At 61.7% G+C, this 17,320-nt stretch carries 15 protein-coding genes; 6 read left to right on the forward strand and 9 right to left on the reverse strand.

The features are described from left to right. Positions 1-21: 21 nt before the first annotated feature. On the forward strand, positions 22-678 hold the full coding sequence (locus ABIE00_RS12955; protein ID WP_354260821.1) for an EthD domain-containing protein: 657 nt from the start codon (positions 22-24) through the stop codon (positions 676-678). Beyond that, a complete protein-coding gene (locus ABIE00_RS12960) occupies positions 678-1,196 on the forward strand; it encodes a nuclear transport factor 2 family protein (RefSeq protein WP_354260823.1) in 519 nt (172 codons plus the stop codon). Before ABIE00_RS12955 ends, ABIE00_RS12960 begins: the two co-directional genes overlap by 1 nt. A gap of 216 nt (positions 1,197-1,412) precedes the next feature. On the opposite strand, the gene ABIE00_RS12965 is transcribed toward ABIE00_RS12960, so the two are convergent. The 7 genes from ABIE00_RS12965 to ABIE00_RS12995 form a co-directional block, all read right to left on the reverse strand. Then, positions 1,413-1,538 (reverse strand): hypothetical protein, encoded by a 126-nt coding sequence (locus tag ABIE00_RS12965; protein WP_354260825.1) that lies wholly within the window; start codon positions 1,536-1,538, stop codon positions 1,413-1,415. Between the two features lie 231 nt (positions 1,539-1,769). Next, a complete protein-coding gene (locus ABIE00_RS12970) occupies positions 1,770-2,843 on the reverse strand; it encodes a substrate-binding domain-containing protein (protein ID WP_354260827.1) in 1,074 nt (357 codons plus the stop codon). 53 nt (positions 2,844-2,896) lie between these two features. Next, on the reverse strand, positions 2,897-3,895 hold the full coding sequence (locus tag ABIE00_RS12975; protein ID WP_354260829.1) for an ABC transporter permease: 999 nt from the start codon (positions 3,893-3,895) through the stop codon (positions 2,897-2,899). Between the two features lie 17 nt (positions 3,896-3,912). Then, positions 3,913-5,469: a sugar ABC transporter ATP-binding protein gene (locus tag ABIE00_RS12980; protein WP_354260831.1), complete on the reverse strand. Its 1,557-nt coding sequence runs from the start codon at positions 5,467-5,469 to the stop codon at positions 3,913-3,915. A 177-nt stretch (positions 5,470-5,646) separates the two neighbouring features. Beyond that, positions 5,647-6,306 carry a class II aldolase/adducin family protein gene (locus ABIE00_RS12985; protein ID WP_354260833.1) on the reverse strand — a complete coding sequence of 220 codons (660 nt, stop codon included), beginning with the start codon at positions 6,304-6,306 and terminating at the stop codon, positions 5,647-5,649. Next, positions 6,303-7,361 carry a zinc-dependent alcohol dehydrogenase gene (locus ABIE00_RS12990; RefSeq protein WP_354260835.1) on the reverse strand — a complete coding sequence of 353 codons (1,059 nt, stop codon included), beginning with the start codon at positions 7,359-7,361 and terminating at the stop codon, positions 6,303-6,305. Before ABIE00_RS12990 ends, ABIE00_RS12985 begins: the two co-directional genes overlap by 4 nt. A 4-nt stretch (positions 7,362-7,365) precedes the next feature. Next, complete coding sequence (locus ABIE00_RS12995; RefSeq protein ID WP_354260837.1) at positions 7,366-8,208, reverse strand: DeoR/GlpR family DNA-binding transcription regulator; 843 nt, start codon at positions 8,206-8,208, stop codon at positions 7,366-7,368. Between the two features lie 144 nt (positions 8,209-8,352). Here ABIE00_RS12995 and ABIE00_RS13000 point away from each other — a divergent pair, with 144 nt between their 5' ends. Together ABIE00_RS13000 and ABIE00_RS13005 are read left to right on the forward strand one after the other, a co-directional pair. Next, positions 8,353-9,867, forward strand: a complete 1,515-nt coding sequence (locus ABIE00_RS13000) for a xylulokinase (RefSeq protein ID WP_354260839.1) — start codon at positions 8,353-8,355, stop codon at positions 9,865-9,867. Positions 9,868-9,962: 95 nt separating this feature from the next. Continuing rightward, a complete protein-coding gene (locus tag ABIE00_RS13005) occupies positions 9,963-11,276 on the forward strand; it encodes an MFS transporter (RefSeq protein WP_354260841.1) in 1,314 nt (437 codons plus the stop codon). 668 nt (positions 11,277-11,944) lie between these two features. Here ABIE00_RS13005 and ABIE00_RS13010 read toward each other — a convergent pair. Next, positions 11,945-12,814, reverse strand: a complete 870-nt coding sequence (locus ABIE00_RS13010; protein WP_354260843.1) for a GIY-YIG nuclease family protein — start codon at positions 12,812-12,814, stop codon at positions 11,945-11,947. Positions 12,815-13,047: 233 nt separating this feature from the next. Here ABIE00_RS13010 and ABIE00_RS13015 point away from each other — a divergent pair, with 233 nt between their 5' ends. Continuing rightward, a complete protein-coding gene (locus ABIE00_RS13015; protein WP_354260845.1) occupies positions 13,048-13,527 on the forward strand; it encodes a hypothetical protein in 480 nt (159 codons plus the stop codon). Positions 13,528-14,292: 765 nt separating this feature from the next. After that, positions 14,293-14,445, forward strand: a complete 153-nt coding sequence (locus tag ABIE00_RS13020) for a hypothetical protein (RefSeq protein WP_354260847.1) — start codon at positions 14,293-14,295, stop codon at positions 14,443-14,445. 557 nt (positions 14,446-15,002) lie between these two features. Here ABIE00_RS13020 and ABIE00_RS13025 read toward each other — a convergent pair. Then, positions 15,003-17,159, reverse strand: coding sequence for an amylo-alpha-1,6-glucosidase (locus ABIE00_RS13025; RefSeq protein WP_354260849.1), 2,157 nt, complete (start codon positions 17,157-17,159; stop codon positions 15,003-15,005). Positions 17,160-17,320: the final 161 nt, after the last annotated feature.

A 17,320-nucleotide genomic window follows, 5' to 3' on the forward strand; every position in this document is an offset into this window, starting at 1 on the left:
GCCAACCAAAGGAGTCTGAGGATGCCCAAACGGATCACGTACCTGGAGAAACGCGACGGGATGCCGCGGGATGACTTCGGCCTCCACTGGTCGACCACGCATGCAGAGATAGCTCGCGACTTACCCGGAGTGATCGCCTACCGCCAGAATCACGTACGGCCACCATCGGCATCGCCTTCGGCCGATGCCTACGCCGTGGACGGCATCGTTGAGCTGTGGTTCGCCGACGAGAGCGTGGTCGACGCAGGCTTCGACTCTGATGTCGCCCGACGACTCGCCGCCGACGAACCAAACTTCCTCAGCGGGCTCACTGGCGGCCCGGTTTCTGCCGATGACCCGTATGAATCCTCGCCACACAAGTTGTGGCTGCTCGCGCGTTGGCGCAGCGACGCGTCCGCGGACCATGAGGCAGTGACGGCATGGGCAAATCTCCGGGCGGCCGAATGGTCGGGCGCCCTCAGCGCGAGCGTCAATTACTTGAACCCAGATGGTCTATTGCTAACGCGCAAAGCCTTGCGGTCCGAGCCACGTATTCCCCAAGTTGCCATTGCCTTCGGTTTCACCAGCGGGCAGTGTGCGGCCGACGCAGCGGCGACTATCGCAGATGAGCTCGGCCAAATACAAGGCATGCTAGACAATATCCACGTATATTCTGCGGAGGAATTGGTATTCATCTGATGGCCTGCATCGATTTTGAAGTCGCCAGGAACCTGAAGATCGACTATTTCCGCCACTTGGACGCAAAGCGTTGGGCGGACCTCAGGCGCCTTTTCCATGACAATGCCATGTTCGCGGGCTTCCCCTTTGCGACTGGAGACGCCGACGCATTCGTCCAGGGCGTCGCCAGCTTCCTGGACGGCGTCGACTCGATCCATCAGGGCTTCATTCCCCGGATGACGTCAATTGACAACGACACGATTAGGGGCCTGTGGTCGATGCATGACTACCTGGTCTGGCCCAGGGACAGCAGGGACTATCGCGGAGCCAAGGTCCCCGGACTCTACGGGATCCGGGGATACGGAACCTACGAGGAGGAATACCGACGGCTTGACGGGCAGTGGCGAATTTCAGTCATGCGCCTCGTCCGGACAAGAATCGATCTCCTGACGGACGAGTCGCTTTCACTGCGCGACCAGGACTTCCTGGCCCCGGACCCGGAATGGATTCCCTCGGAGCTCCCGCACCAGATTGGCTAAATTCGCCCTTCACTGCTGGCTCGGACCTGGACGTGCGGCTTCATAGGGGAATGGAACTAACTGCGGGTGCGAAGAGGCGAACCCATGCTCGGAAGCCAGTTGCGCGGCTTGTCGGTGGATCCGCGGACAAACCAGCGTCGCCGGCGATATTACGGACCGGGCCGCGCCCTCGAACCCGTCAATGCGCTCGAGCAGCGTTAGGAGTGCCTGGCGGCACTACCCGCACAGGTCCTGCCTGACGGTGGTGCGGTCGATCACGGACCAGGCCGCACCGCCGATGTCGTCAAATCCCACGATGCTGACGTCCTGCGGAACGAAAATCGCCGTCGGCCGGACAGCCATGGAAAGCAGACTGGATGCCGCTTCTGCGCTGCCTTCGAAGCTAGCCGAGCATTGGGGAATTACGGTTATCGGCGCCTCAAAATAGGTGGGGGATGCTTGTTTGCTGCGGTTGCCGGGCGGCGCATTACCCGAGGTTTAACCGCGTTAGCTCCCATAGGTTACGGACGAAACCTGTGGGAGCTAACTGCTGAGAGTGAGGAAAAGAAGAGATGGAGTCTCGTGGAGCGTTGTTTACTGCTTCTGGCCGGGCAATCCCTCGTATGCGAGGTTGCCGGTCTCAAGATTCTTGTCGATGAGGTTGGTCAGTTCATTCAGGAACTCTTCGCGCTTGTTGACCACGTGGTCCAGGGCGGCGTCGACGTTGTCTTTGGTGATGGCGGCCATCTTGTAGGTGCCGTGGTTATCGACTTTTTCGCCGCGGGCAATCTTTGCTGCGACAGCGACTCCTGCGGCCAGTTCGACTGTGCCGTTTTGGAGGGAAGTGCCGATGAAGTCGCCGCTCTTGACAGCGTTGAGCCCGTCCTGGATGCCGTCTATGCCGACGATGGGGACGTTGGTGATACCGGCCTCGCGAAGGGCCTGGAGAGCACCGAGGCCCATATCGTCGTTCTCGGCGATCACTCCGTCGATTTCTTTTCCGAAGGCCGAGATCCAGTTCTTCATTTTGTTGACGGCTTCTTCGCGGCTCCAATTGGCGGTGTCCTTGGCGAGAACCTGGACGTCCGGATTCTTTTTCAGCACAGATTCGATGCCCGAGTAGCGGTCAATCTGTGCGGACTGTCCGAGGGGTCCTTCGAGGATGACGACCTTGCCTTTGTTGCCCAGTTTTTTCATCATCATTTCGGCTTCCTGGGCGCCGGCTGCGACATCGTCGGGCTGTACGCTGCCTGAGAGGTCCTTGTTGTTGAGGCTGGCGTTGACGTCCAGGATGGGAATATTCGCGGCTTTTGCCGCAGCAACCTGTGGCTGGAGCGAGTCCTGCTGGACGGGGACGATCAGGATGGCGTCGACCTTGGCACTGACGTACTGGTCGATCTGGCTTGCCTGGGTGCTGACGTCGTTGTTTGCTGAGTTCCAGAGGACTTCGATGTTGTTTTCTTTCGCGTACCGGTCGATGCCTTCCTTTCCTGCGGTGATGAAGGAGGACATGTTGTAGACGCTGACGCCGACTTTGACTGGTTTTTTGCCTACCGCGCTGGCGTTCTGTGCGCTGGGGTCACCGGCGCCGCATGCTCCCAGGGTCAAAGCGAGGACTCCGGTGGCGGCCACGGCAGTTCCGCGGCGAATGAGCTGGCTAATCTTCATTGATTGGTTTCTCCTTAGGGATTGCCTGTGGGTGGTGGGGTGTAGCGGTGTGGTCAGGTGCGGCGTTTGCTGGCCCATACGTCGATCGCGACTGCGGTGACGATGAGTAGGCCTTTGATGACGTCCTGCCAGTAAGCGGGGACGGTGAGGATGTCCAGGCCGTTGTTCAGGGTCTGGATGAGCAGGAGGCCCAGGACTGTGCCCCAGATCGTGCCGCGTCCGCCCATCAGGCTTGCCCCGCCGATGACGACGGCGGCGATGGCGTCCAGTTCGTAGCCCTGGCCCAAGGTCGGGGATCCGCTGATGACGCGGGATGAGAGCATGATGCCTGACAGCCCGGCCAGGGCGCCGCTGATGGCGTAGACGCTGAAGAGAACGCGCCCGGTTTTCACGCCGGCGATCTCGGAGGCGAGCCTGTTGCCGCCCACGGCGTAGATCCTCAGCCCGTAGGTGGTGCGTCGCATCATCAGCCCGAAGCCAACGATGCCCAGGATCATGAGCAGAACGGGAATGGTCAGGCCCAGGATCTGGGTGTTGGCGATCTGCCCGAAGGCTGTGGGAAGTCCGTTGATGGGGGCGCCGTTACCTACGACGAAGGCCAGACCGGAGGCCAGGGTCAGCATGCCCAGTGTGGCGATGAAGGGCGGTACGTTGATCAGTGAGATGACTGCACCGTTGATGCTGCCGGCTATCAGCCCGACGAGTACTGCGACGAGGACTGAGAGCCAGACCTGGTCCGGGAAGGACTTGGCGAACAGGGCTCCGGACATTGCGCTGACGGCGATGACGCTGCCCACGGACAGATCGATGCCGCCGGTGAGGATGACGAGCGTCTGTCCCAGGGCGATCAGGGCGAACGGGGCTGCCGCGATGAGGATCGTTGTGACGTTATCGACCGTGCCGAACCGCGCACTGCGGTAGAGGAAGAAGGCGATCACGAGCAGCATGACGATGACCATCGCGTAGCGGATGGCCAGGTTTTGGAACCATTCACGCGAGAAGCGCTGGGTGGTTGGATTTGCTGGGGCTGGAGCTGTGGTGGTGGTCGACATCGTTGTTTTCCTTGGGATTACTGGGTCAGGCCGCTGGCGAGCCGGAAAATCTTTTCCTGCACGTCGGATCGGTCAAGGTCTTCACGGCTGAGTTCGCCGGCTACTTCCCCGCCCCGCATGACGAGGGCGCGGTGGGACAGGCTGAGCACTTCGGGCATGTCGCTGGAGGCCATCAGGACGGCCATACCCTGGGAGGCGAGTTCTACGATGATGCGGTAGATCTCGCTGCGGGCTCCGACATCGACTCCTCTGGTGGGCTCGTCCAGGAGCAGGACGTCCACGGGGCCGGTCAGCCAGCGTGCCAGCACGACTTTTTGTTGATTGCCGCCGGAGAGGGTTTCCATTGGCTGGCCCAGGCCCCGGCTGCGCAGGCGCACGGAGTCGGTTGCCTTTTGTACTGCCGCGCGGCGGGCGCCCTGCTTCAAGAACCCCGCTGTGGAGTAGTGGGAAAGCCGGGGCAGGCTTCCGTTGTCCAGGACGTCCATGGACAGGATCGCCCCGGATCCCTTCCGGTCTTCGGGAACGATGGCGATCCTTGCATCAATTGCAGCCGACGGGGAGTGCTTTTTGACGGACCTGCCCAGGACCCGGACCTCCCCGCCCATTGTGCGGCGCATGCCGAAGATGGTTTCGAGCAGTTCGGTCCGTCCTGCCCCAACGAGCCCGGCCAGGCCGACGATTTCGCCGCGCCGGACTGAAACGGAGACAGGACCGCCTGCTCCATCGACGGACAGGCCGTCAACTTCAAGCACGGTTTCTTCAGCCGGGGTGTTGCGTTCGGGAAACAGGTCTTCGAGTTCGCGGCCGATCATGGCCGTGACGATGTCGTCGTCGCTGAGTTCGGCCAGGGGCTTGTCAAGGACCAGGCCGCCGTCGCGGAGGACGATTACGCGATCGGCCACCGCGCGGATTTCCTCCATTTTGTGGGTGGTGAAGAGCAGCGCCACCCCGCGGTCGCGCAGGTGGCGCATTACTGAGATCAGTCGTTCGACTTCGCGTTCGGCGATGGCGCTGGAGGGTTCGTCCAGCAGGATGGCTCTGGCGCCGGTGTTGGTGGCCTTGATGATTTCGATGATCTGGCGGATGCCAACCGGCAGGCTGCCCATTCTGGTGGCCGGATCGATGTCCAGGCCGAACACTTCCAGGTTCTTTCGGGCCTCGTCGATCATCTTCTTGCGCTGGAGACCGAAAGGACCCCTGATTTCACGACCGATAAAGATGTTTTCGTAGACGCTGAGATCCATGACGGATGCCAGCTCCTGTGGAACGATGCTCACGCCCAGCTTGTGGGAGGCCTGGGCGTTGCCGGCGGGAAGGTCCTGTCCCTGGACGAGGACTCTTCCGGCGTCAGGTCGGTACTGTCCAGAGGCGATCTTCATCAGCGTTGACTTGCCGGCGCCGTTTTCGCCGGCGAGGGCGGTGATGGTTCCGGGAAGGAGCTGCAGGGACACGTCCTTCAGCACGGGTACTCCGCCGAAGGACTTCTTGATGTTGAGGCACTCCAGGCTTATGGGGCTGCTCAGGCCTGCCTCGGGGGCCTCGTCTGACCTGTGACTCGTCGTTGGGCTGGTCATCTTGGTTCTTTCCGCCCCAAGCACCATTGCCCGGAGCTGATCCATTTCACAGTGATTTCCGGTGTGGTCCGGATGGAGGGGCCCGGATGGGCCACTCGTTGAGGGAGAGGGCGCTCGTGGAGCGTGCTCTCCGCTGGGGCATGCCCTTGCGGCCTGCCCCAGCGGGAGTTCTTGGTGCTAGGCCTGGGTGCCGGTGGGTTGCTTCCCGTAGTTGAGGAAGCCGGCCGTGACCCGCTCCATCTCATCTGCTGGGAGGAGCGCCGGCTCCCCGACGCTCCGGGCTCTCAGCCAGACGTCGCACAACCATTCGAGCTGGCGGGCGCGGTCGTAGGCTTTCTGGAGGTTCTCCCCGATGCAGATGGTTCCGTGGTGCTTCATGACAGCACCCTTGCTTTCGTTCAATGCGTTGGACACATTGTTCACGAGGGCTTCGGTGCCGTAGGTCGCGTACGGGGCCACCGCAACGGATCCTCCGAACATCGCCAGCTGGTAATGCACCGGCGGGACCTCGTCTTGCAGCAGTGAAAGGGCCGTGGCCGCAGTGGAGTGGGTGTGGACGACCGCTTGCGCGTCGTGACGTGCGTAGCACATCAGGTGCAGGGGCATCTCAACGGTGGGGTTGAGGCGCCCGTCAACCCTATCGCCCTCCAAATTCACGACGACAATGTCTTCGGCGGTCATGGTGTCGTAGTCGGTTCCGCTGGGGGTAAGCAGGACGTGGTCGCCGACCCTGCGGGAGATGTTGCCCGACGTTCCGACCACGAGCCGGTCGCGAACCATGCGTTGGGCAAGGTCTACTACGGACTGGCGCTCCTCGGCCAGCATTACGTCGCTCATGCCGTCATCGCCGGGTCGAGAAGGTACTTGGCGCCTTTACCCTGGGCCATGTCTTCGAGGCTCTCGACGAGGGCTTCGAGCGGGCGCGTCTCGGAGATGAGCGTTTCACCGTCCAGGTCCCCGGAGCTGAGGAGGTCAAGGGCGACCTTGGTGTATTCAGGTGTGTGGTGGAAGACGCCCTTGAGTGTGTACTCGCTGTAGTGCATCGCCACGGCGTCCACGGAGAAGCGGGAGCCTGCTTTCGGGCCGCCGAACAGGACGGCTGTGCCGCCCGGGCGCAGGCATTCCACGGTCTGCTCCCAAACTTCGGGAAGCCCGACGGCCTCGATGGCGACGTCGACTCCCCGTTTGCCGTCGGTGAGCTCGCGGACGGCAGCCGAACGGTCAGCCGTGGTGGCGAGATCTGTGAGGTCCAGGACCTGGCCGGCCCCGGCTTCCTTGGCCTGCTGCAGGCGCACAGCGGAACGGTCGGTGGCGATTACGTTTGCTCCCCGCAGTCGGGAAAGCCGGATGAACATGAGTCCGATGGGCCCGCAGCCGTTGACGACGATCGTGTCTCCGAGCTGCATTCCGGTTTCAGCCATGCCGTGGACGACGGTGGCGAGCGGCTCCAGGGGGGCAGCGGAGGCGAAGCTTACCGAGTCGGGAAGGTGGAAGGTGTTCCGTGCGACGATGGCTGCGGGAATGACCACCTGCTCAGCGAAGGCACCGTTGAGGAACTCAAGGTTTTCGCACAGGCTGGGGCGCTGCTTCGTGCATGCCCAGCAGCGCCCGCACGGTGCTGTGTTGGCGGCGACGACGCGCTGGCCGACTTCGAAGCCTTCGACGCCGGCGCCGACGGCTTCCACGACCCCGGCGAACTCATGGCCGAAGCGGGCCGGGAGGACCGGGAAGAGCTTGGGGTGGCCCCGGCGGTAGGACTTGAGGTCTGTTCCACAAGTGGCTGCGGCCTTGACGTTGACCGAGATTTCGCCCGGTCCGGGTGTTGGGCGCTCGATTTCCTCGATCGCGAGTTCCCCTGGGCCGCGGAAGATTGCCGCGCGCATGGTGTTCATGGTGTTAGTTCTCCTGACTGACGGGATAGGTGTTGGGAAGCCCCAGCAAAGGCGGGGCCGTGATGTCCTCCGGGAGAACGTCGACGACGTTAATTTCCGGGGAAAGCTGCCGAAGTTCTTCCAGGTGCACCTCCGAGATGCCGCTGTCGGTGACGACGACGTCGAAATTGTCGATGGAACCGACGCGGTATGACGCCCGCTGGTCGAACTTCGATGAATCGATCATGAGGATGCGGGTCTCGCCGATTTCGGAAAGCATCTTCTTGCGCCGGGCCGTATCGGGCGAGGGATGCAGCAGCCATCCCTTGTGCACCGAAGCAGCGGAGAGGATGGACACGTCCGCGTTCAGAAGCGCGAGCTGGTCTATGACCGCCGGACCGTCGAACGAGTCAAGATTCCGGTCATACTGCCCGCCCAGGGACACGAGATCGATGTCGGGATCAGCGGCCGCTGCGTTGATGGCCGGCAGGAAATTCGTGATGAGAGTCATCGGGTGAAGGCTCCCGAAATACGGCAGCAAAGCAGCCGTCGTCGTGGAGTCCTCCATCGCGATCGTCATGCCCGGGCGCAGGTAAGCCATCACGCCCCTGGCGATGGCACGTTTTTGCGCAGTGTTTTGGCGGTAACGCAGGGCCACGTTGCGCTCGTGAAGACGCAGACCACCGGCACGGGCACCGCCCCGGGTCTTTTCCAGCCACCCTTCATTGGACAGGGCGTCCAGGTCGCGGTGAATGGTCATCAGGCTTACGCCAAATCGTTCGGCCAGTTCTTCGTTGCGTACCGCCCCGGCCTCCCTCACGTACAGGGCGATCTGCTCGCGGCGCCGGCTCGGAATATCAGGTCCCATCTCAACTCCTCGTCGAATTTCGTTGAAACAAGCAAACCTCAAAAACATCACAAATACAACACTTGACTTGTTAAGTTTGTTGGAGCCATGATGTAAGTCACTACTTTCGCGAGAGCGACATGCATTCGAAGGCGAGGCTTCACCATGCTCCCCCCAACCACCGCTGAACAGCACGAGGTGGTCATCGCGATTGACTGCTCCACGACAGCCAGCAAGGCGGTCGCAGTCGATGCGCAAGGCAACACGATCGCCACAGGACGTGGCAACCTCACACTCAGCAACCCCGCACCGGGCGAATACGAGCAATCCGCCGAAGAATGGTGGAAAGCCACCGAACAGGCCATCAAGGCCGTGACTGCCCTCCTGGGCTCCACGAGAATCCGCGCCTTGGCCATTACCTGCCAGCGTGAGACCTTCGTCTGCCTCAGTGGTGAACAGCCGATCCGGCCAGCCATGGTCTGGATGGACTCCCGGGCAAAAAACGAGGTCCGCGACCTGGGCAACGACCGGGTACATGCGATTTCCGGCCGCCCGGCCGACACCACCCCGAGCTACTACAAGCTGGCCTGGCTGCGCCGCCACGAAGCCGTGACCCTGGACTCCGCAGACAGGATCGGCGATGTCTCCGCGTACCTGAACCTGCGCCTGACAGGGCAGTGGGCCTCCAGCCGGGCCAGCGCCGACTGTACCGGCATGCTTGACATGGTGCTCGGGACCTGGTCCCGGGAGCTGTGCGCCTCAGTGGGCGTGCCGATCGAAAAGCTGCCCCGAATCGTCGACCCCGGCGCTGCAATTGGCCTGGTCACCGATGAGATCGCCGCTGAACTTGGGCTGCCCGCAGGGCTCCCAGTCATCGCGGCCGCAGGAGACGGCCAATGCGCGGCCGTCGGAGCAGGTGTCATCGCCCCCGGAAGCGTCTATCTGAACATGGGTACCGCTGAGGTGTGCGGCACCATCTCCGAGGACTACGTGTGGGACCGCGACTACAGGACCGTCGTAGCCGCAAGCGGCAACGGGTATCTCCTTGAGGCGTTTCTTTCATCCGGAACATACCTTGTCAATTGGTTCCTGGACGGCTTTGGGACGGGTACGCCGGCATCTGAACAGATTGCTGATTTGGAAGCCGCCCTCACCGAGATCGGTCCGGGAGCCGAGGGGCTCCTCGCCCTTCCGTACTGGCATGGCGCCCAAACCCCGTACTGGGACAGCGCCGCCCGCGGGGCGGTCATCGGCTGGACGGGAACCCACACCAAGGCCCACTTCTACAGGGCCATCCTCGAAGGTGTCGCCTTCGAGGTGAAGCTGCAGGTGGAAGGACTTTCCCGGGCAGTGGCTGATAAACCAACCGAACTCCTCGTCACCGGAGGCGGTTCCAGAAGCCCTATCTGGGCCCAGATTGTCGCCGACGTCCTGGGCAGAGACCTCATCCTGTGCAAGGCTCCGGAGACGACAGCGCTGGGCGCCGCCATGTTCGCTGCAGTGGCCGTGGGAATCCACGCCGACCTGCCGGCAGCTGCAGCCGCCATGTCCCGGCGAGGTGACACCGTACGTCCGGATCCGGCCGCCGAAGCAAAATATGCGCAGCTGTGGAAGGTCTACCAGCACCTCTACGAAACCCTCGCCCCGGTGTACAACGCACTGGACGCGGTCCCCCACTGACCGCAACAGACAATCACCCAAGGCCACAACATGCGGGGCGTGCTCACACGAACCCTCGGCCCCGCATGTCTAGCCCCCACCACGAAGGAAGAAACGTGTCCGTTTCCACTGCCGCCAAAGCGGCGCACCCTCTCTGGGAGCGCCTGGGCATCCCTAAACCCCTGATCCTCGGCTACGTCGGCGTCCTCCTGTTCATGATCGGAGACGGCGTCGAGTCGAACTACCTCACCCCGTTCCTCCAGGACCACAACGGCATGGACGTGCAGCGAGTGGGCCTCCTGGTGACCGTCTACGGAATCGTCGTCGCCGTCTCATCCTGGCTCGCCGCCGCGTTCTCGGACCTTTGGGGACCCAAACGCGTCATGCTGATCGGCGCCACCGGCTGGATAGTCTTCGAAGTCATCTTCCTGGCCTTCGGCGTGGCAGCGGACAACGAAAGCATCATCTTCCTCGCCTACGCCGCCCGGGGAATCGGATACCCCTTGTTTGCCTTCGGTTTCCTGGTATGGATCGCAGCGGTTGCCGACCGCGCCCGCCTGGCCACCGCAATCGGCTGGTTCTACGTCTCCTTCACAGCCGGCCTTCCCACTCTTGGCGCACTGATCGCAAACGGATCAATCCCCGTGCTCGGCCCTCTCAACACCCTCTGGCTCTCCCTGGGCCTCGTGGTCGCGGGTTCGCTTATCGCCCTGCTCGGTCTCCGCGAGAAGACCGGAAGCCGCCCATTGGTCCGCCCCGGCGATAAGGCCTTCGGCACGCTCAGTCTCGGGCTGAAGCTCATGGCCACACGTCCGAAGGTGCTCTGCGCATCAATCATCAGGATGCTTAACACTGCCCCGCAGTACGGCTCATTCGTGTTCTTCCCGGTCCTGTTCGCCGACCGGTTCAACTTCGGCCTCAGCGGCTGGCTGCTCCTCACAACGATCATCTACGCCGCCAACATCCCCTTCAACGTCATTTTCGGAATGCTCGGAGACCGAATCGGCTGGCGCAACACGGTCCGATGGTTCGGTGCGGTATTCAGCGGCGTTAGCCTGCTCGCACTGTATTACCTTCCTGCTTGGACTGGCTCCTACCCTCTTGCGGTCCTTGCTGGTATCGCCTTCGGCATCGCACTTGCAGGCTTCGTGCCCCTCTCCGCACTGACAGCAGGTCTTGAACCAGGTCACCCCGGCGCAGTCATGTCCGCCTACAACATCGGCATGGGCGCCTCAGTCGCCGTCGGGCCCCTGCTCGTCGCGTTGTTCTACGGCTCACTCGGGCAGGAAGGAATGGTCTGGCTCTTCGCCGGCTGCTACGGCCTTGCCGCACTTCTCACCCTGGCCTTCCGCCCAAGCGATGAACGCTCACGAACGGGCAACAAGACCAAACTCGAAGAACAGAACCTGGTCTCGACACCGTCGGCGTGAGGGCCCTCAAAACCGGTGGCAGGTAACCAAAAATGAAAACCATGTAAACGCCCGGCTGGAGCATCCAGCCGGGCGTTTACTCATTGGCTGCAGGGAGATCGGGACCCAGATTCGCTTCTCCTGCCCTGACACAAGCATGTCAGGGTTCGAACTTCCAGGCCGGCTTCGCCGCCCTTGGGCTTGTGGATGCGCTGGATCTTGCGCGTAGGATTCGGCAAGGAAATTGCCGTTACCGCAGGCAGGCTCGAGGAAGGTCGTGTCGAGGTGACGGCATTCTGACGCAGCGAGATCGAGTATCGCGTCGACTTGCTCCTTGGCGGTATAAACCTCGGCGCGATCACGATCACGCACCCGGTCTCGGGTTTTTGATCTGATCGTCAGCACGCTTGATAGTCGTAGCCATGCGCGGATGTGTGCGGACGACCGCGCTGCTGCCGGTCAAGCCGGACAACGGTGCCACTTGGTCCGCTCTTCGCCTGTTTGGCTCCGGCCGTCATGCCAGAATCCATGCGTAACCATCCAACGGCGGGCGCTAATTAAATGGCGGTGGTCCGACTTCGGGTAGGAACTTGTCCGTCCGCACCTTTTCAGGTCTCACCGACACGGCTGACGTTGTTGCTGGCGCCATACGCCAAAAGCGGATCCGCTTCTCTTGGTGAGGCTCTGTTTTAAGAGCTCAGCGCCTCATCTTCGAGCTGTTGGAAGGTCCGAGCCATTGCCGTCTTCCATGTGATTCTGCCGTTGATGCTGCCTCCCAAAACCACCGCGCCGGCGGTGCTCGGGCTGCTGAAAAGCTGGTCCTTGACAAACACGTAGGAGTCGCCGCGGATCTCGACTACGCCTTGCTCAACGAGGTCGAGGCGCCTGCGCACGAGCGAGGCGGGCAGGGAGGGACGAGCAATTGCTTTGCCCACGGAGCCGGCCAGGACGAGGAGGCCTTCCGTCGTCGGCCTTGCCCTGGCCTCGGCCCCGCCCTCCCTGAAGATCAGCGTCTCTGCAGCGCCATTGCCTTCAGACCCTGCCAGGCGGATTTCCCGCAGCGGCTCGAGCACCGGGTAGCCGAGAGTTGTCAGGAGGACGGAGATAGTCTCTAGGTACTCACGGCAGTCCGATTCCAAAGGCGCCGGCGTATGGGGATTCGAGGCGTCGTTGCCGTTGTGCAGTTCGTACCGTCCAGCTTCTGTGGCCTTCCTGATCGCCTGCCATTCCATGTAGCCGGTATGGGTGTTTGTCCACGCATTGGTGAGCGAAACTGCGACTAGAGCGTGGTCCCAGAAGTCCTTTTTGTCCGAGTGCTGCTTCAGCCGGTCGCCGACGCTGCCGCTCTGGCCGATGTAGCAGGATGGCCCTCCCGAGGCCGATGAGCCGAACAGAAAGTAGACCCCGACCTGCTTGGATTCAGTCATTTCCCGAAAGTCGCGCAGCAACGGGCGGGGCACCTCGAAGACGCGCACCGTACGGGTCGTGATCTCAGCCATCCGGATGCCTGCCGGGTCACCCTGGGGCAGGTAAATCTGGATCGTCTGTGGAAGCGCCATATTCCGAAGCATGCGTCGATACTGCCACAACACGCTGGCGCTTTGAGAGTAAGGGTGGGGGCGTCGCGGCGTTTCGGAGAGCAGGTCGCTGAAATGTCCAAGGTGGCAACAACAGGAGGCCCCGATCCTCATGAAGGAGTATGCGCGGATGTCTTCCGGCCCCCCGGCGGCGACATTCGGCGAGTCGGTGGGAGTGGACAGTAGCCTTGAAGAATGACGCGAGGACCAATGACATGGGCTATACGCACTACTTTCCGCGCCTGACGGCAACACTGGAGGTGATCGACGACGCCCGGAAGATCATCGAGGCTTCCGGGGTCACGATCTGTGGTCCGAAGGGGCAGGGCCTGCCTGTCCTGAACGAGGCGGACGGTATCGTTCTGAACGGGTTCAGAGTCGCCGGGGAAGCGAACGAGACGTTCCGCCTGCGCGGCACCAAGGAGCCTCACTACCCGGAAATGTGGACCTTCTGCAAGACGGAACACAAGCCCTACGACGAGGTCGTGACGGCCATCCTGATCGCTGCTGCTGTCCGCGCCATGGACTCCACCGTGACCGCCTTTCGAACGGACGGGCGATGGGATAACTGGGCCGCCGGTGTGGCCCTGTTCGAAAAGGCGGTGCGCCCGCTGACCGATAACGAGAAGATCGCCTTGGAGCTCGACGTTGAGAACATGCGCCCGCAGCGCCTGCCGACCGAGGGACGGGACTAGGGGCAGAGCATCAGGCCATAATGCTGCGCAGCCTGTCTATGTCGCTCTGGAACCATCCCAATGGACAAGCCGGCTTCCCGTCGTCGACTCTGCTGAAGTCCGCTGACCCCGTATCGGCGGGCCGCGTCAGCGATGGTTAGGCCTTGGTCACGGACTGCGAGGACGATGACTTTCTGCTTCGACATGAATCATGCTCAACCGTTCGCGGTGGGAACCATGTCCCGACTCTTGGAATTCAACTGGGACAGCCTCGTGCCTCCCGCAGCCCTGTCCGGACAGGGTGGCCAAGAGCGGCAATGCCGGCCGGCGGGGCTTTCGGACGTCTGCAGGCCAGTCACCTCAGAACACAAAGCCGCACCACAGCCTGACGTACAGGCTCTTATCCGCTAAGGATGGTTCGGCGGCTCATCATTCCGTCATGCAGTCACCCAAGGGGCCGGCAATGAACAACCATGAAAGACAGGCCAGCCAGCAGCACCCCGCTTCGGCGCATCGCGCTAAAAAAGCCCACAGCGTCATGCAGTCGACTCCAGGGAAACCATGAACAACTATCTACAGAAAAACCCTCGATCCCAGGAAGAAGGGCGTGAGCATCATGGGCCACAACAAAGGGCACCGTTGCCCCGCCGTCGGGCAGTATCGGACAGGCTGTCAGGGCCCGGCGACACCGATTCCCTACCGGTCGAACGCAAGTCATGCCGGCCTCCCCCGCACCCGCCATGAAGAAGAAGAACAGCCACCAACAGCCGCTATGGAGGAAACTCGGTGAACACCCAGCAATGCAATAAAGAAACTCGCACCGAATTTTTCTCAAGTCATGTCCGAAGAACCATGAACGCCCATGAACAGGTAACGAACAACAACCAGTCGATCCAGGAAGGCAAGGAGGTATCCGGCCGCAGCACCGGCCACCGATGAAAAAGGCCCCCGAAGGGGCCCTTCATAACACAATATGTGCACACTCAGAGGCTAAAAAGCCCCTGAACAGGGAAAACACTGTGCCCGAGGTGGGACTCGAACCAGCCTCTCCCCCTGAAAATCCGCCACTTTCTCGAAAACATCCCCAGTACGGCCCGGTCCGATGCCGGTACAACCGAATCCGAAGCGCAGGGTGTGGACACTGTCCACACCCTCTTTTCGTTCACTCTGATGCACCCTCCAAGGAATGCCGTAGCCACGCCAACGCACAATGTCTGTTGCGTCCTCTTCATTCCGTGCTAAGCCACGAAGGTCCGCTGTCCTAGCCGTGGCTGGGCGTACTGCCTCGATCGAGCCGCAGCCTACGGGGGAAGCTGCAGGATCGGACTCCACGAGCGTCATGGGTTTCGCTTCCTTCGGACATTCGTGGCCGAAAGAATAGAAACCTGCATGACCATGACGCTTCGCCCAGCCGCCCCGGAAGCGCCGGCGGAGTGGTGGTGTGATTTTCTCCTGTCTTGGACCCTTGGAACTCGGAGGGTAGGAACGCACCCTCGCTAACCCTCGTTAGACTTTTCGGGTCGTTGTGCCAGGTCGGCAGCTCTCGGTCGAATTCCGTGGTGGAACAGCATGCCTTTGGGCAGCCCCTGCACCGTCACGCTGGAACCCGAGATGTCAATTGTGATCCGGCTTTCAGCCATGGGGGCATTGGTGATATGCAGGTCGCCATAGGATGCAGGGAGCACGGGATCCATCCAGAGACCACCGCGGGCAACGTCGGCGTAGTAGCCCATCAGGTTCTTCACGAGCTGGATTGGTGTGGTGGCCGCCCAGGCCTGCGGTGAGCATGCCGTGGGATAAGGAACGGGTTCGTCGTACTGCTCCCGGCTGAAGCCACAGAACAATTCGGGCAACCGCCCTTCCGAGTAATCAGCCGCTTCAAACAGGGCCGTGGAGACCCGCTGCGCCTGCTCTACGAACCCGTAGCGCACGAGTCCGTTAGCGATGATCGCATTGTCATGGGGCCACACTGATCCGTTGTGGTAGCTCGCGGGGTTGTAGGCGCCCATATTGCTCGCCAGGGTTCGTATGCCCCAGCCGCTGAACATCTCCGGGGACATGAGCCGTTCCACAACGAGTGGAGCCTTGTCGTAGTCGATGATGCCAAACATCAGGCATTGGCCCATGTTGGAGGTGCATGCATCTACTGGCCGCTTGCGGCCGTCCAGAGCGACGGCGTAGTAGCCGCGGTCGGGCAGCCAGAACTGTTCGTTGAACTGTCTTTTTAGCTGCACCGCGCGGTTTCGGTACTCCGCCGACAGACCTGTGTCACCGGCATCGTAGGCCATCCAGGAGCGGGCCAGATACGCGCTGTAGACGTAGGCCTGCACCTCGCACAATGCGATCGGCGGCTCGGCCAGGGTCCCGTCGGCGAAGTTGATTCCGTCCCAGGAGTCCTTCCAGCCTTGGTTGATTAATCCGCGGTCGGTGAGTCGCGCGTACTCGACGAAGCCGTCGCCGTCCTTGTCGCCGTAGTCGCGGATCCAGTCCAGCGCGCGGTCAACGTGTGGCAGCAGGGCCGAGATGGTTTCAGGGGCAAACCCCCAGCGGCTGACTTCACCAAACAGGGCAACGAACAGTGGGGTGGCGTCGACGCTGCCGAAGTAAGTTGATTTGCCTCCCAGCGCCAGTCCGCTGGAGACGTCGAACCTCACTTCATGGAGGATCTTACCCGGTTCCTCTTCGCTCATCTCATCCACAACGGTCCCTTGACGGTCAGCTAGCGTCTGGATGGTGCCGAAGGCCAGGGACGGATCGACTGGCAGTGCCATGAGGGACGCCCAGAGAGAGTCGCGTCCGAACAGAGCCATGAACCATGGGGCGCCGGCTGCTACCACCACCCGTTCCGGGTGGTGGGAATCCTCGATACGAAGTGCACCCAGGTCATCGTAGCTGCGCCGAAGGGTCCTCTGGATGGAGCGGTTGCCGATGTGCAACACAGGAATCTTTGACACCCACTCCTGGCGGCGCCGGTCGCGAGGAGACATTTTTCCTTCGCTTTGTCGGACAGGCCGTGCCAGACTAGCGCTTGCGTCAGCCACGGGCACCGCGCTCACGGTCGCGCTCCACTCTCCGTTCGGAGGGACGCTGATCCGGTAAGTTAGGCCATCAGCGGCGATGTCGGCTCCCTCGGCCGATACTAAAACACCTTTCCTAATATCCTGCCAGGCGACCCGAATGGTTAGTGAATCCTCTTTCGCGTCATGGGACGCTTCCCAGCGCCGTTGGATGCGTGCTTCCTTCACCTCGAAGAGGTCCGCAAAATCCGCTTCTATTTGAAGGGCCATCAAGCACTCTGCAGTATCCCGTGAGTAATTTCGAACAGTTATGTGTTCCACAACTCCGGCATCGATTTCTCGGCGGCGTTCGACAATTAGTGGGCTGTCAGCATGAGCATCAGAGTGAGGTACGCGCCCGATGAAAACGCCGCGGTAGGGTTCACTCGCCTTTGCCGCTAGCGGTTCCAAGGGCGTGCCGTTAATAGTTAGGTTCCAGCGGGACAGGATACGGGCGTCTTCAACGAACAGCCCATGCGGGTGCTCAGGGTTGATGTCACCATTGGCTGCTGAGATGCAAAAGGATGAACCCTCAACCAATGTGATTGACCCTGCCCCCACTGGGCCGGCGGCAGTATCAGCATTCCATCCAGCCATCCCGGCTCCTTCAACCGATTGACTTCATCTGCTCAGCCCTGCAATTATCCGCGCCTGTCGTCTGCTGACGACGCTACGCGGTGAGTCAACCAATGCCAACCCACAAGTGCAGCTGAACTAGCTTGGATCGTCGGAAAAGCGGTGGGAGTCCAATCATGAAG

It is taken from the genome of Arthrobacter sp. OAP107 (assembly GCF_040546765.1).
Classification (GTDB): domain Bacteria; phylum Actinomycetota; class Actinomycetes; order Actinomycetales; family Micrococcaceae; genus Arthrobacter.